Origin of the sequence: uncultured Thalassospira sp. (genome assembly GCF_963976115.1) — a bacterium.
GTDB lineage: Bacteria > Pseudomonadota > Alphaproteobacteria > Rhodospirillales > Thalassospiraceae > Thalassospira.
The window spans coordinates 1-13930 of sequence record NZ_CAXBJJ010000021.1; the positions used below are offsets into that span (position 1 = coordinate 1).

Sequence of the window (13930 nt, forward strand, 5' to 3'; positions counted from 1 at the left end):
TATAGGGGCCTAAGCCAGACCTGTAAATACCTTTTTTAAACAAAAATGACGTTTAGGGCGTTTTTATTGAAAATCGTTTTAAAACAGATAGTTAGAAAAGCGCTGAATTTCTGTTCAAAACGCGTTTTAGAAAGAAGAGGGAATGATTGCAGGCATTTGGCAACCAGAGGTCAAAGACTCCTGTTCCGGAGTGGGCCTGCGGGTGGCAAAGATTGACGCCAGATGACCTTTGGGCAAAGTTAAGTCGCTTGCTATTTTCGCCGATCCGATCAAAACAGACGAAATAACCACCATAAAAACACAACAGGCCCCCCTCAATGCCCCAACGCCCATTATTCGCGGATGCATCGCTGGCGGCACCCGGGACCAACCCGGGACCGCCCGTGAAACGGTGGCATATTGCCAATGCATTTTGCGACCTTGATGTCTTTGCCATCGGGGCAGCAATGCATCATGTGCGCTTTCACCTGACCAATGGCAAAACAGTATCACCGCTGGCCGAAGCAACATGGCATGATACGCCGCTTGAGAATGTTGCCCCGCATGTTCAACATATTGGCGGCGAATGGCCTTGCATCCCTTTTGGCACCACCGGCCATGACCGCCATCATCATGGATATGGCAGTGATAACGCATGGCAGCTTGAGGATATAAGCGCGACCAGCCTGCGCCTTGGCATTGAGTATCCGGCGGGGCATGTGGTGAAGAAACTGGTACGGACCATCGAGCTGGCCCCCGACCGGGCGGCCATCGACTGCGGACTACATATATATGTCAACGCAGATTGCGCCTTGCCGGTCGGGCTGCATCCGATTTTCAAATTGCCGCAGGAAGAAGGCGCATTTGACATTCGCCCTGGCGCACATGGCCAGGTCTTGACCGCCCCACATGACATCGCCCCGCGCGACAGCGTGCTTGGTGCGCATGAAAGGGTCAGTGATACCGGGCAGGTCCGGCGCAAAGATGGGCAGAACAGCAATATCTGGCGACAGACATCGCAGTTGGGCGAGGAAATTATCGCGATTTTTGACAGCAAGGGGCAGATGACACTGAATTACCCACAGGAAGGATTTAGCGCCACCCTTGACTGGAATGCCCGGGATTTTCCCCATTGCCTGATCTGGGTTGCCAATCCCGGTTTGCAGGCCATCAGCCCGGCGCCGCACTTTCAGGGAATCGGCATTGAACCGGTAAACTCCTATTTTGACCGCAACGACATGACCCCGGAAGGGATGCTCCAAGCGGGTGTGGCGCTATCGGCCCGCCAGCCATGGTCCTGTCATTATCGATTATCCGGCGCAGTCCTTGAAAACACAAGCAACTGAGCAAGATCGGTTCGGCCAGATTGACCGCCAGTTTCACCGCCCAAAAGGGGTCTTTCGGAACATTGAGGGGCCCCTTGTCGTTATCTGGACGGGTGCGTCCTGCATCCCGGCCTATTGGCCCCTGTCAACCGGCCATGTTTTACGATGTCGAGTAATAATCATGAAACGTTCCGAGCTGGATAAAGATATTGTTATGGCAAGGATGTGCCACCTTGCTAACCATTCGATCCAATAATCAGTTCAACACCACAATTTACGGATATGATGACCGTTTACGCGGCATTCACAGTACCCGCATGATGATTTTGCTCAACCAGCACGACATTGACCGCCTGAAACTGAAAAAAGGCAAACGGGTTAATCTGGTTACGGCAATATCGGATGGCATTGATCGCCAGGTGGAGGGGCGCGCATTGTAGCCTATTCAATCCCGATCGGAAATTGCGCGGGCTATTCCCCGGACTGACCCCGTTGATGCCGTTGTTCCACCGCGCGCGCACCGCACATGGACCTGCGGCAAAATCCATTCCGGTTCGCATTGAAAAATCGCTGTAACCGACATCTGCACCAAACCACCAGAAAAAAACAAGGAGCCTGTTATGAGTCCCGACTGGCTACATGCCGTTGCCATCATTTCGCTTTTGATGGGGCTGGTAAGTGCCATTATCATCATTGTCGCAGAAATGCACGATCCGCAACATATGTGGATCATGAACGCGGTCTGGCCTCTATTTGCATTATTTGCCTCGGTTGCAGCCCTGTGGCTGTATTTCCGTTATGGGGTTCTGGCATCGCATGGCGCGATGATGCCGGCGATGAAAAACAACAAAACCCCGCCCAACAAACGCTTTACCCCGTTTGGCATCATGGTGGCCAAAGGTACGGCGCATTGCGGCAGTGGCTGCGCGCTGGGCGACATCATTGCTGAATGGCTGGTATTTTTTGTGCCTGCTATCGCTATATGGCTGGGCTACCCGTCGTTCTTTTCCGAAAAGATGTACGCAACCTGGATCCTGGATTTTATTCTGGCATTTGGCTTTGGCGTGGTTTTTCAGTATTTCACCATCAAACCGATGCGTGATCTAAGCTTTGGGCAGGGTATTTACCAGGCGATCAAGGCCGATGCCCTGTCGCTGATTGCCTGGCAGGTGGGCATGTATGGCTTTATGGCCATTGCCCATTTCATCATTTTCAAGAACCTGCTGGGGACGGATCTGAAGGTCGCATCGGTTGAATTCTGGTTCATGATGCAAATCGCCATGTGGTGCGGTTTTGCCACATCCTATCCGGTCAATAGCTGGTTGATCAAAAGCGGGGTGAAGGAAAAAATGTAAGCCGCCCCGGCACTGCCCAGAAAGCCAGCACAGCACAAGAACACCGCAAAACCGGCACGACAGGTCGCCTGCCACCAAAAGGCAAACCGGCCCTGTCCGTTTGCCGGTTTTGCTTTTCCCCGCCGACTGATCTAATCTGAAAAAAACAAGATAAAATCGGCGGAGGAACATGATGAGATCGACCGCACAAAGTGCGCCGGGGAAACCTGCGCATGTCTATACCCCCCTGCCCCCGGCAAACCGCGACGACGGTACCGCCAAAACCGGCCGTGGTGATATGTCGCCGATGGATGAAACAGCCACCGCGTCGCCCGGCACGGAAGCATCATTGATGCCCGCAGAAGACCAGAACGAAAGCGGACCGGGACCGGAATTTGGCCCGTGGCTGGCGCAGGCCTCAATCCTGATTGTCGATGATGAACCGGGCATGCGCAATTTTCTGGCCCGTACCCTTGGCCCGCGCTGCAAACGGCTGGAAGAAGCCGCCGATAGCAGCGAAGCATCGCGCAAGCTGGACGAACACCATTTTGATGTCGTGATCCTTGATAACATCATGCCGGGCAAAAGCGGGGTGGAGTGGCTGACCGAACAACGTAAAATCGGCTTTTTTGCCGATGCCATCCTTATGACCGCCTATGCCGATCTGGACACCGCGATCAAGGCGTTGCGGGCAGGTGCTGTTGATTTTGTCTTAAAGCCGTTCCGATCCAACCAGATTTTGAATGCCGTTGCCCGCTGCCTGGACCGGATGCGATTACGCCGGGAAAACTATGTGCTGCGCCATGAATTGAGGTCCACATCCGATCATGTATTGCTGCGCGACAAGCTGATTGGCTATTCGCCCGAAATTCAGGATATTCGCGATACCATTGCCCGGGTCGCCCCGCTGCCGACATCGATTTTAATTTCAGGTGAAAGCGGAACCGGCAAGGAAGTCACAGCACGTTCCATCCATGCGCTATCTGACCGGGCTGACAAACCATTTGTGCCGGTTAATTGTGCGGCCATCCCCACTGATATGATCGAAGCTGAACTGTTCGGGCATTTAAAGGGGGCCTTTACCGGGGCCAACAATGCCCGCGATGGCCTGTTTTTACATGCGCAGGGCGGCACGTTGTTTTTAGACGAAATTGGCGAATTGCCGCTGGCCACCCAAAGCAAACTGTTGCGCGCGATTGAAGACCGACGGATTCGCCCGGTCGGGTCCGAACGCGAGGCCCCGGTGGATTTACGGTTTATTTTTGCCACCAACGCCGATCTGGAAGCCGAGGTTGAGGCCGGAAATTTCCGTGCCGATCTGTTTTACCGGATCAATGTCATGCAAATGCTGATGCCGCCCTTGCGTGAACGCGGGGATGACGTGCTGGAACTGGCTGCCCTGTTTATGAACAAACTCAGCAAGCAACTAGGGATGCCAATGGTGGCGATGGACGGTGCCGTACGGGCCGGATTAACCCGCTACACCTGGCCGGGAAATGTGCGCGAATTGCGCAATCTGATTGAACGGTCACTTATTTTGGGACGCTTCCCGCCCGAATTTCGCGATGACGACGCCCAAACCCCTGACAGCAACGAAAGCGAAACGCTAGACGCGCTGGAGCGCCGCCACATTATGACGATGCTGCATAAAACCGACGGCAATCGCACCGAAGCAGCCCGGAGACTGGGGGTGTCGCGCAAAACCATTGATCGCAAATGTGCCAGTTGGAACGGCCCGCAGGAATGACAACAGCCGCGCCATCGTCAGAGCCGGTGAAATACGGAACCGTCAAGCCGGGAGGAAGATCGATACGGTTTCGCTTGCTGGCGATTGCCCTGTTGCCAACGCTGGTTATTTTACCGTTGATGCTGGGTTTTATGATGGTGCGATGGAACGGCAAATTTGATGCCTTGCTGACATCAAAAGTGCATGGCGATTTAACCATTGCGCATCAGTATTTTAGTCATATTCTGGAAAATACCGGCAAGCAGATCGAGGCTTTGGGGCAATCGGTTTCGTTTCACGATGCCTTGCACGCCAACGATGATGACCCGCATCATGATCAGAGCCTTGCCACCCTGCTGGACCGGCAACGCCAGAAGATGGGGCTGGATTTTTTATATCTGATCGACAGCAAGTCGTTGGTTGCCACTGCATCGCCCGCCACAGCAAGGCCCGTTATCAACCAGAATTGGCCCGTCATTGAAACGGCCCTTGCGGGAGGATCATCGACCGCCGTTGATATCTTTAAAAACAGTGACCTGGCCGCGATTTCACCTGCAATGGCCCAACGTGCCCGGCTTGATTTAATCGACACGCCCAATGCCAGCCCAAGTGACCAAAACGTTGAAAGCCGAGGCATGGTGGTGCATTCGGCCAGCCATGTCACCTTGCCCGATGGCAGCACCGGTGCGTTGGTCGGCGGCATTTTGCTAAATCAGAACCTTGTTTTCATCGATACCATCAATGATCTGGTTTATCGCGCCAGCAGCCTGCCCGAAGGCAGCCAGGGCACGGCGACCCTGTTTTTGGATGATGTACGCATATCGACCAATGTGCGCCTGTTTGAAAATCGCCGGGCGCTGGGAACGCGGGTATCGGGCGCGGTAAGGTCGGCGGTGTTGGGCGATGGCAAGGTTTGGCTGGACCGGGCCTTTGTGGTGAATGACTGGTACATTTCGGCCTATGAACCGATCACGGACAGTTTCGGCAAACGGGTGGGGATGCTGTATGTCGGCTTTTTGGAACAACCCTTTGCCCGGACCAAATATGAGAGCCTGATTTTAATATTTGGCGCATTTCTGGGGGTGGCGACCATTACCATTCCGGTATTTTTGCGCTGGGCGCGTGGCATTTTCAAACCATTGGAACGCATGACCCGCACCATTGCCCGGGTAGAAAATGGTGATTTAAGCGCGCGCACCAACCTGCCTGCCGCGCGCGATGAAATTTCGCATGTCGCCATGCATCTTGATGATTTGCTAAACCAGGTCCAGCAACGCGACCGGCAATTGCGCCACTGGAATGATGAGCTTAACACCCGGGTGGATGAACGCACCGCAGCACTGCAAAAAGCCAACCAGCAGCTTGAAGCCGCCACCAAACAACTGATCATGTCGGAAAAACTGGCGGCAATTGGCGAAATTACCGCCGGGGTGGCCCATGAAATTAACAACCCGGTGGCGGTGTTACAGGGCAATTTTGATGTGATGTGCGCCCTGTTGGGAGACAAGACCGAAATTGCCAAAACAGAAATTCGCCTGATTGATGAACAGGTTAGCCGCATCAACCAGATTGTGACCAAGCTTTTGCAATTTGCCAAACCCGAGGAATATGCCGGATTTGTACAACGTCACGACGCCGGTGACGTCATCGATGATTGCCTGCCCCTGGTGCAACATCTGTTAAATCGCGCCGCCATCAGCGTAACCCTCACCCATAGCTCGACCCGGTTTATCGTAATGAACCGCACCGAACTGCAACAGGTGCTGGTCAATCTGATTGTCAATGCCATTCATGCCATGCCCGATGGCGGCACCCTGACCTTAATGGATCAGGATATGGCACGCGACGGGGAACCGGGCATTTTAATCACCATTGCCGATACCGGCACTGGTATGACAGCCGATGTGATGGCCCGCATATTCGACCCGTTTTTCACCACCAAACGACGCGAAGGCACGGGGCTTGGCCTGTCGATCAGCAAAACCCTGATTGATCGGCAAGGGGGCAGTTTTGATGTCACCAGCACACCGGGCGAGGGCACGACATTTCTGATTTGGCTGCCTGAAGCCAATTAAAGGAAAAGTGCTTTTTAGGATACGTAAACTGTTTAGCCCTGATCACATAAAAACGGCAAAAAAGACCCGGTCGCCCCTTGATTGATCATGAAAATCGACATGCGGTTGGCGTAATCGAGTTCGCTTTGCGAGGTCGGGCAAACATGAATGCGCGCGACACAGCCCGACTGGATAAACTGATCCTGACGGGCGAGAAATGCCTTTCCCAAATCACCATTATTCTTTGCCTCGTCCAGACTGAAGCGAGTAAATAACTGGCACTTCTTTGCCGCCCAACTTAACGGGGCGGTTGAATTTTGACTGGCCTGTGCCCCGTACGTCATCTGCCCATATGAGGTAACAACCACCGCCATCGACAGAACCTGTATCGCCTTTAAAATACGCATCCGGGACTTCATCCGTTTATCTGTTTACCAATCCGTAAAATATCCCGGCAGCATAGATGCTGATTGGTGACATTTTAAACAATAACCGTCATTCATATCCTAAAGACAGGAAATAAACCTTGCAACATCAGCGGTACGATTGATGGATGATTTTTAAATAAAATGCTGCGCAGTATCTGGTTACCCCGCAATGTACATTGGACAAAATGTCCCTATCCGCGTCAATATTTTAAAAATAGTTGGACATTTTGTCCGCGCCCCAATCGGCCCATAGATAAAAACAATCAGAATCTTTCCAATAACCCCGCCAATTCCCTGCCGTTAATGCAAATGGCACGGGTTTTGCGATGCTGTTTGCTCCGGTCAATCACGGACGGGCCGATCAAGGGTCTGAAAAAACAGAATACCCGGGAGGAAAATCTGAATGTTTGAGAGCCTGAAAAAGGAACATATCGTCGCGCATGACGATTTCAATCGCTGGAAGGTTCCGCCAGCATCCATCGCCATTCATTTATGCATTGGCTCCGTCTATGCCTGGAGCATTTTTAATCCGCCCCTGATCAAGGAATTTGGCGTGGTTGCGGCCTCGTCGGGGGACTGGGGCCTTAAATCTGTTGTCTGGATTTTCTCTGTTGCCATCGTTTTTCTGGGCCTGGCTGCCGCCTTTGGTGGCAAATGGCTTGAAGAAGTTGGCCCGCGCATGGTCGGCATGGTTGCCGCCTTTTGCTGGGGCGGCGGCTTCATCATTGGCGGTTTTGGTATTATGACCCACCAGCTATGGCTGGTCTATCTGGGCTATGGTGCCATTGGTGGCTGCGGCCTTGGTTTGGGGTATGTGTCGCCGGTCTCAACCCTGATCCGCTGGTTTCCCGACCGGCGCGGCATGGCAACCGGCATGGCCATTATGGGCTTTGGCGGCGGTGCCATGATCGCAACGCCGATCAAGGAATCATTGCTGTCGTTTTTCTATAAGGCGCCGGATTATCTGGGGGCTGAAAGTGCCATCAAAATGGTCACCGAAGGCGGCAAACGCATGGCCGACGTTGGCGGCCAAATGGTGGAAGTGGTTGTTGCCGGTGCCGCACAGGTGGCATCTGCCCCGATTCCGCTGCAAGAAGGGGTTTATGTGGTTGGAACCGGTAATACCGGTGCGGCTTCAACCTTCTTTACCCTGGGCGTTGCCTATTTCATTGTCATGATCATTGCATCCTTTTCCTATCGCGTGCCGCGCGAAGGCTGGCTTCCGGCTGGCTGGACCCCACCCACCGCCGATACCGCGTCCAAACGCATGATCACGCATAAAAACGTCCATATTGATCAGGCATTAAAAACCCCGCAGTTTTACCTGTTATGGATCGTTCTGTGCTTTAACGTCACAGCAGGCATCGGGGTGATTGGTGTTGCCAAAACCATGATGTCGGAAATTTTTGGCAGTACCTTGCCATTGGTCGTCAATTCCGGTTTTGCCGCAACCTACGTGTTTATGATTTCGGTCTTTAACATGTGCGGCCGGTTCTTCTGGGCATCGATTTCCGATTATATCGGGCGCAAGAATACCTATTACTGCTTCTTCATTCTGGGCATCATCCTGTATCTGTCGATCCCCTATGCGGCAAGCCAGGTCAGTGTTAATCCGGTCGTGACATGGCTGATCATGTTCTATGGTGCCACCATGATTATTTTCACCATGTATGGTGGGGGTTTTGCCGCCATCCCGGCCTATCTTGCCGATGTTTTCGGCACCAAATATGTCGGTGGTATTCATGGGCGTTTGTTAACCGCCTGGAGTACTGCGGGTGTGTTAGGGCCGCTTGCCATTACGCAGTTGCGCCAAACCTCGGTCGGAAATTCGATCCGGGATCTGGCCAGCCATATCGATCCGGCAGCTTTTCAGGCAAAATTCGGTGCCAGCATGGATCAGCTGGATCAACTGGTGGCCGCCAAAACCGTCACCATCGGGCGTCTGATGGAAATCGCCCCGGCCGGAACAGTTGATCCGACACCCAGCCTTTATAATACCACCATGTATGCCATGGCAGGCCTGCTGGTGATTGGCCTGATCGCCAACGCCCTGGTCAAACCGATCCATGACAAGCACTACATGGAAACAGCCGACCAGAACGAGGCTGACAATAGTGCGGCAGCGGCATCCAGGGCCTGACGACAAAGGGATGGGGTTGATCGTTTCGGGTCGCCACATTTCGCCTGACGGGTTTTATGCCAGACGGATAATACCCACATGACGAAAAAGGTTTTGTTGCAGGTATCCACCCCAAATCGGTTATCCTGCCTGCAACAAAACCACCTTAAACGGACCGGAATAACCGGGACGGGGCAACAATGATCGACAAACTTGAAATGTTTATGGTGCTGGCCCGCGAACAGCATTTTGGCCATGCCGCCGAAGCCTGTGGGGTCACCCAACCCACCCTTTCCAGCGCCATCCGGCAACTGGAAGACCAGTTAGGTGTGATGCTGGTGCGGCGCGGATCGCGGTTTCAGGGATTAACCCTGGAAGGCGAACGGGTGCTGGACTGGGCCCGGCATATTGTGGGCAGTGCACGGTCCATGCGCGATGAAATGCGCGCCATGCGGCTGGGCCTGACCGGCAGGGTGAAAATTGCCGTTATCCCCACCGCCCTTGCCATGGTGCAGGAACTGACAACACCGTTTCGCGAAAAACACCCCGATATTACCTTTTCGGTGCTCTCGCGCACATCGGGCGAAATTCGCACCTTGCTGGAAAATCTGGAAATCGATGCCGGAATTACCTATCTCGACAATGAACCGTTAGGCCGGGTCACCAAAGTACCCTTATACGACGAACGCTATTTGCTGGTCACCTCCATCCATGCCGATTACGGCCATAGCGACAGCATCACCTGGCACGATGCCAGCCTGTTGCCGCTGTGCCTGTTAACGCCAGACATGCAAAATCGCCGCATCATCGACAATCACCTGGCCGAAGCCGGGGCCGAGGCCAAACCGACCCTGGTTTCCGATTCCATGATTGCGCTGTTTTCCCATGTGCAAACCGGCAACTGGGCCAGCATCATGCCGGAAAAAATGATCGAAACCTTTGGCCTGCCCGACCGCATTCGTGCCATTCCCATCACCGATCCCGATGCCACCCATCAAATTGGCCTGATTGCGGTTAACCGCGAACCGGCAACGCCCGTGGTTTCGGCCTTGCTGAAAGAAGCTGCCAGAATATCCTCGCTGGTTTAAGAAATTTTTCCCTGATCAGCCTTTCAGGCGATACGGCGTTCCGCCATGTTCCAGAACAAGCGCGCTGCATGCGACATTTCATCGGGCAATGGTGCCCGCAACCCAAATTGGCGATAAAGCCCCGGATCAAGCCGCGCCGTTGCCAGACTTTTCTGCCCGATCATCCTGTCTTGCCCCTGCAAGGCAGATTCCGGGACAAGACCAATGCCCTCGCCAGCACCCACCAGGGCAATCGCGCTGCTCCAGTCCCGGACACGAATGCGAATATCGGACAATGTCAGCCCGGCGTCTGCCAGCAGGCTTTGTGCATGAATTTGGCAGCCGCCTGTTGCCAGAACAAACGGCTGCCCGGCAAGGTCAGCAAGGGATACAGACTGCCGACGGGCCAAATGGTGAGAACGCGGGAAAATGGCCATCCATTCATCCTGCCCCAGCAATAGCGCGTTATCCTCTGGCGCAGGGTTCAAAACCACCCCCAAATCCACATGCCCCGCCGCCAGCAGATTTTCAATTTCACTGTCGTCGCTTTCCAGCAAGGTAAGAGTAATGTCGGGATGCAGCCCCCGAAACCGCGCAATCAGACGTGGCAATATGGTGGAATAAACACTGGCAAACGCCGCCAGTCGAAGGGACATAGGCGGTTGCCCGGCCTCAATCGCCGCTTCTGTTTGAATGGCGTTCAAGTGGGTCATGGCACGTCGCGCGTGATCAAGCACCCTTTCGCCAAAGGCTGTCAAACAGACACCACCTGACTGCCGAACCAGCAATTTTACCGCCAGATTTTCCTCCAGCCCGGCCATGGCCTGGCTCATGGCTGATTGGGTGATACCCATGCGATGGGCTGCTGCGGTAAAGCTGCCCGTTTCCGCAATCGCAATCAGACTTCTAATTTGTGTGATATTCATATTAACAAAACTAATGAAGTAAAAATTTTAAAGTAATTTGTCTTATATTACCGCCACCGTCAATATCGGGGGACTTATCCAAACACGACAAAGGTTCTGTCATGAAATTGTATTTCGCCCCCGATACCTGTTCGCTATCGCCACATATCGTGCTGCTGGAAACAGGATTGCCCTACACACTTGTGCGCGTGGATATGCAAAGCAAAAAAATGTCTGACGGCGAAGATTATCGAAAGATCAATCCCAAGGGATATGTCGCGGCCCTGATGCTCGACGATGGCACTGTGCTGACCGAAGGGCCGGCAATTGTACAATATCTGGCGGATCAGGCTCCTGAATCCGGGTTGGCCCCAAAACCGGGCACATTTGAACGGGTTCGTTTGCAGGAATGGCTGAACTTCATCACCGGTGAAATTCACGCCGGTTCAGCCCCGCTATTTAACAAAGCCCTGCCCGAAGACGTAAAATCCCATTTCAAAACGCGGCTGTTCGCCCGGTTTGACTTCATTGAAAATCATCTTGCCGATAACGCCTGTCTGATGGGGGCAAATTTCGCGGTTGCAGATGCCTATTTGTTTACCGTGCTGGACTGGATGCGTTTTTTTGACATTGACCTCAAAACATGGCCCCGTATCAGGGCCTATATGGACCAAATCGCATTGCGGCCCTCTGTTGTGGCCGCACGCAAATGTGAGGCACAATTCCCTCGCATTTAGGGAACTAAATCACCTTTAAAGACATGAAAAATCGGCGTCATATACCCGAAGATGTATGACGCCGACATGCGTTCACCTGCCTGCGGATAATAACATTAGTCCCGGTAGGGTTATGATAGGATTTTGCTATCGCGTAACGGGAACGCTCTATTGAACGCAGTGGCGGTTTTGCCGACACTGATAAAAATAATCAAAGACTGCTTTGTGAGAGAGGCTGCATTGTCTTTATCTGTTTTGACCGAGGAAATGTCCGTTCGGGTCGGTGCCATCGTTGATGCATGTGCCGAGCTGGAAGGCCCGCTATTGCCGATTTTGCATGATGTGCAAAAGGAATTTGGCTTTGTCCCGCAACCTGCCCTGCAACTTATTGCCAGCCGCCTGAATTTAAGCCGCGCCGAAATTCATGGTGTTGCCAGCTTTTATCACGATTTTCGCGACAAACATCCGGGCCGCCATGTGCTTAAAATCTGCCGGGCGGAAGCCTGCCAGTCGATGGGGGCGGACCGCGTTGCCGACCATGCCAAACACGCCCTGAAGGTGGACTGGCACGAAACCACCGCCGATGATGCCATAACCCTGGAGCCGGTTTATTGCCTGGGCCTGTGCGCCTGTGCGCCTGCCGCCCTGATGGATGACAAACTGGTGGGCCGTGTGGATGAAGACCGCCTTGATACCCTGATCGCGGAGGCACGGTCATGAGCCTTAAAATTTACGTTCCGCTGGATTCCGGGTCCATCGCCCTTGGTGCCGATGATGTTGCCACCGCCGTTTCAACTGAAATTAACGCACGCAACCTTGACGCCACACTGGTCCGTAACGGATCACGCGGCATGTATTGGTTAGAACCGATGGTCGAGGTGGAAACAGCCAACGGGCGCTTTGCCTATGGCCCGGTCACCCCCAGGGATGTCGCCAGCCTGTTTGATGCCGGTTTCATCGCGGGCAAAGACCATCCGCTTGCCCTTGGCCCGACCGAGGATATTCCGTTCCTTAAAAAACAAACCCGCCTGACCTTTGCCCGCTGCGGCATTATTGACCCGTTATCGATTGACGATTACCGCGCCTATGAAGGTTTTGCCGGGCTGGATAAAGCCGTCACCATGAAACCGGCCGATATTGTTAAACAAGTCACCGATAGCGGCCTGCGCGGTCGCGGCGGGGCCGGTTTTCCCACCGGGGTTAAATGGAACACGGTGCTTGGCGCAGAATCCCCGCAAAAATACATTGTGTGCAATGCCGATGAAGGCGATAGCGGCACCTTTGCCGATCGTATGATCATGGAAGGCGAGCCCTTTGTTCTGATCGAAGGCATGGCCATTGCCGGGATCGCGACCGGGGCAACCAGGGGATATTTATATACCCGCTCGGAATATCCCGATGCCATCCGCATTATGGAAGAAGCCGTTAAGGTGGCGCGGGCTGGCGGCATTCTGGGCAAGAACATTCTGGGTTCGGACTATGATTTCGACATGGAAGTTCGCACCGGGGCCGGGGCCTATGTTTGCGGTGAAGAAACATCGCTGTTAAACAGCCTTGAGGGCAAACGCGGCATTGTGCGGGCCAAACCGCCGCTGCCCGCCCTTGAAGGTTTCTTGGGCCGCCCGACGGTGGTCAACAATGTGCTGTCGCTGGCATCCGTTCCGATCATTATGGATAAGGGGGCCGAATTTTACCGCGATTTCGGCATGGGAAGGTCACGTGGTACTATTCCCATCCAGCTTGCCGGCAACATCAAATTTGGCGGCCTGTTTGAAACCGCCTTTGGCCTGACCTTGGGCGAACTGGTAGACGACATTGGCGGGGGTACTGCCACCGGTCGCCCGGTGCGCGCCGTGCAGGTCGGCGGGCCTTTGGGGGCCTATTTCCCGCGCGAACTGTTTGATACCCCGTTTGATTACGAAGAATTTGCCAAGCGCGACGGGTTGATCGGCCATGCCGGTATTGTTGTGTTTGACGACAGCGTTGATCTGATGAAACAGGCCCGGTTTGCGATGGAGTTTTGCGCCATCGAAAGCTGCGGCAAATGCACGCCGTGCCGTATTGGTGCGGTGCGCGGTGTTGAAACCGTCGATAAAATTGCCCAAGGCGATGATCCCGACGGTCAGATCGCGCTGCTTCATGATTTGTGCGACACCATGAAATTCGGATCACTCTGTGCGTTGGGGGGCTTTACCCCCTATCCGGTTTTAAGTGCGCTGACCCACTTCCCCGAAGATTTCAAGCCACGCGCGCTTGATATTGCAGCGGAGTAAGAAA

Annotated in this window: 12 protein-coding genes; 10 read left to right on the forward strand and 2 right to left on the reverse strand. The window is 53.8% G+C overall.

Annotation, left to right across the window (positions count from 1 at the left end; translation table 11 throughout):
- The first annotated feature begins 383 nt into the window (after positions 1-383).
- From AAC086_RS20865 to AAC086_RS20885, 5 genes are all read left to right on the forward strand, one after another.
- The gene (locus AAC086_RS20865; RefSeq protein ID WP_339781674.1) at positions 384-1325 is read left to right on the forward strand and encodes a hypothetical protein; all 942 of its coding nucleotides are present in this window, start codon (positions 384-386) and stop codon (positions 1323-1325) included.
- A gap of 212 nt (positions 1326-1537) precedes the next feature.
- Positions 1538-1744: a hypothetical protein gene (locus AAC086_RS20870; RefSeq protein WP_339781676.1), complete on the forward strand. Its 207-nt coding sequence runs from the start codon at positions 1538-1540 to the stop codon at positions 1742-1744.
- Between the two features lie 180 nt (positions 1745-1924).
- Positions 1925-2659, forward strand: coding sequence for a DUF4396 domain-containing protein (locus tag AAC086_RS20875; RefSeq protein WP_339781678.1), 735 nt, complete (start codon positions 1925-1927; stop codon positions 2657-2659).
- A gap of 169 nt (positions 2660-2828) precedes the next feature.
- Positions 2829-4385 (forward strand): sigma-54 dependent transcriptional regulator, encoded by a 1557-nt coding sequence (locus AAC086_RS20880; protein ID WP_339781680.1) that lies wholly within the window; start codon positions 2829-2831, stop codon positions 4383-4385.
- The gene (locus AAC086_RS20885) at positions 4382-6439 is read left to right on the forward strand and encodes a cache domain-containing protein (protein ID WP_339781682.1); all 2058 of its coding nucleotides are present in this window, start codon (positions 4382-4384) and stop codon (positions 6437-6439) included. The genes AAC086_RS20880 and AAC086_RS20885 overlap by 4 nt, the downstream gene beginning before the upstream one ends.
- Before the next feature lie 32 nt (positions 6440-6471).
- Here the strand turns inward: AAC086_RS20885 and AAC086_RS20890 are convergent, their stop codons facing one another.
- Complete coding sequence (locus AAC086_RS20890) at positions 6472-6837, reverse strand: hypothetical protein (RefSeq protein WP_339781683.1); 366 nt, start codon at positions 6835-6837, stop codon at positions 6472-6474.
- Between the two features lie 412 nt (positions 6838-7249).
- Here AAC086_RS20890 and AAC086_RS20895 point away from each other — a divergent pair, with 412 nt between their 5' ends.
- Together AAC086_RS20895 and AAC086_RS20900 are read left to right on the forward strand one after the other, a co-directional pair.
- Positions 7250-8986: an OFA family MFS transporter gene (locus AAC086_RS20895; RefSeq protein WP_339781685.1), complete on the forward strand. Its 1737-nt coding sequence runs from the start codon at positions 7250-7252 to the stop codon at positions 8984-8986.
- A 179-nt stretch (positions 8987-9165) separates the two neighbouring features.
- Positions 9166-10053 carry a LysR family transcriptional regulator gene (locus AAC086_RS20900; protein ID WP_339781686.1) on the forward strand — a complete coding sequence of 296 codons (888 nt, stop codon included), beginning with the start codon at positions 9166-9168 and terminating at the stop codon, positions 10051-10053.
- A gap of 23 nt (positions 10054-10076) precedes the next feature.
- On the opposite strand, the gene AAC086_RS20905 is transcribed toward AAC086_RS20900, so the two are convergent.
- Positions 10077-10958: a LysR family transcriptional regulator gene (locus tag AAC086_RS20905; protein WP_339781688.1), complete on the reverse strand. Its 882-nt coding sequence runs from the start codon at positions 10956-10958 to the stop codon at positions 10077-10079.
- A 101-nt stretch (positions 10959-11059) separates the two neighbouring features.
- Between AAC086_RS20905 and gstA the strand changes: the two genes are divergently transcribed.
- The 3 genes from gstA (at position 11060) to AAC086_RS20920 (ending at position 13926) form a co-directional block, all read left to right on the forward strand.
- Positions 11060-11674, forward strand: coding sequence for a glutathione transferase GstA (gene gstA, locus AAC086_RS20910; RefSeq protein WP_339781689.1), 615 nt, complete (start codon positions 11060-11062; stop codon positions 11672-11674).
- Between the two features lie 246 nt (positions 11675-11920).
- On the forward strand, positions 11921-12373 hold the full coding sequence (locus AAC086_RS20915) for a formate dehydrogenase subunit gamma (protein WP_339781775.1): 453 nt from the start codon (positions 11921-11923) through the stop codon (positions 12371-12373).
- Positions 12370-13926, forward strand: coding sequence for an NADH-quinone oxidoreductase subunit NuoF (locus AAC086_RS20920; RefSeq protein WP_339781691.1), 1557 nt, complete (start codon positions 12370-12372; stop codon positions 13924-13926). Before AAC086_RS20915 ends, AAC086_RS20920 begins: the two co-directional genes overlap by 4 nt.
- Positions 13927-13930 lie beyond the last annotated feature (4 nt).

What these genes read in the sequence shown, in the direction of transcription:
- gstA (WP_339781689.1), top strand. Translation starts at nt 11,060, where the DNA reads ATGAAATTGTATTTCGCCCCCGATACCTGTTCGCTATCGCCACATATC.
- AAC086_RS20875 (WP_339781678.1), top strand. Translation starts at nt 1,925, where the DNA reads ATGAGTCCCGACTGGCTACATGCCGTTGCCATCATTTCGCTTTTGATG.
- AAC086_RS20915 (WP_339781775.1), top strand. Translation starts at nt 11,921, where the DNA reads ATGTCCGTTCGGGTCGGTGCCATCGTTGATGCATGTGCCGAGCTGGAA.
- AAC086_RS20885 (WP_339781682.1), top strand. Translation starts at nt 4,382, where the DNA reads ATGACAACAGCCGCGCCATCGTCAGAGCCGGTGAAATACGGAACCGTC.
- AAC086_RS20900 (WP_339781686.1), top strand. Translation starts at nt 9,166, where the DNA reads ATGATCGACAAACTTGAAATGTTTATGGTGCTGGCCCGCGAACAGCAT.
- AAC086_RS20890 (WP_339781683.1), bottom strand. Translation starts at nt 6,837, where the DNA reads ATGAAGTCCCGGATGCGTATTTTAAAGGCGATACAGGTTCTGTCGATG.
- AAC086_RS20920 (WP_339781691.1), top strand. Translation starts at nt 12,370, where the DNA reads ATGAGCCTTAAAATTTACGTTCCGCTGGATTCCGGGTCCATCGCCCTT.
- AAC086_RS20905 (WP_339781688.1), bottom strand. Translation starts at nt 10,958, where the DNA reads ATGAATATCACACAAATTAGAAGTCTGATTGCGATTGCGGAAACGGGC.
- AAC086_RS20880 (WP_339781680.1), top strand. Translation starts at nt 2,829, where the DNA reads ATGATGAGATCGACCGCACAAAGTGCGCCGGGGAAACCTGCGCATGTC.
- AAC086_RS20895 (WP_339781685.1), top strand. Translation starts at nt 7,250, where the DNA reads ATGTTTGAGAGCCTGAAAAAGGAACATATCGTCGCGCATGACGATTTC.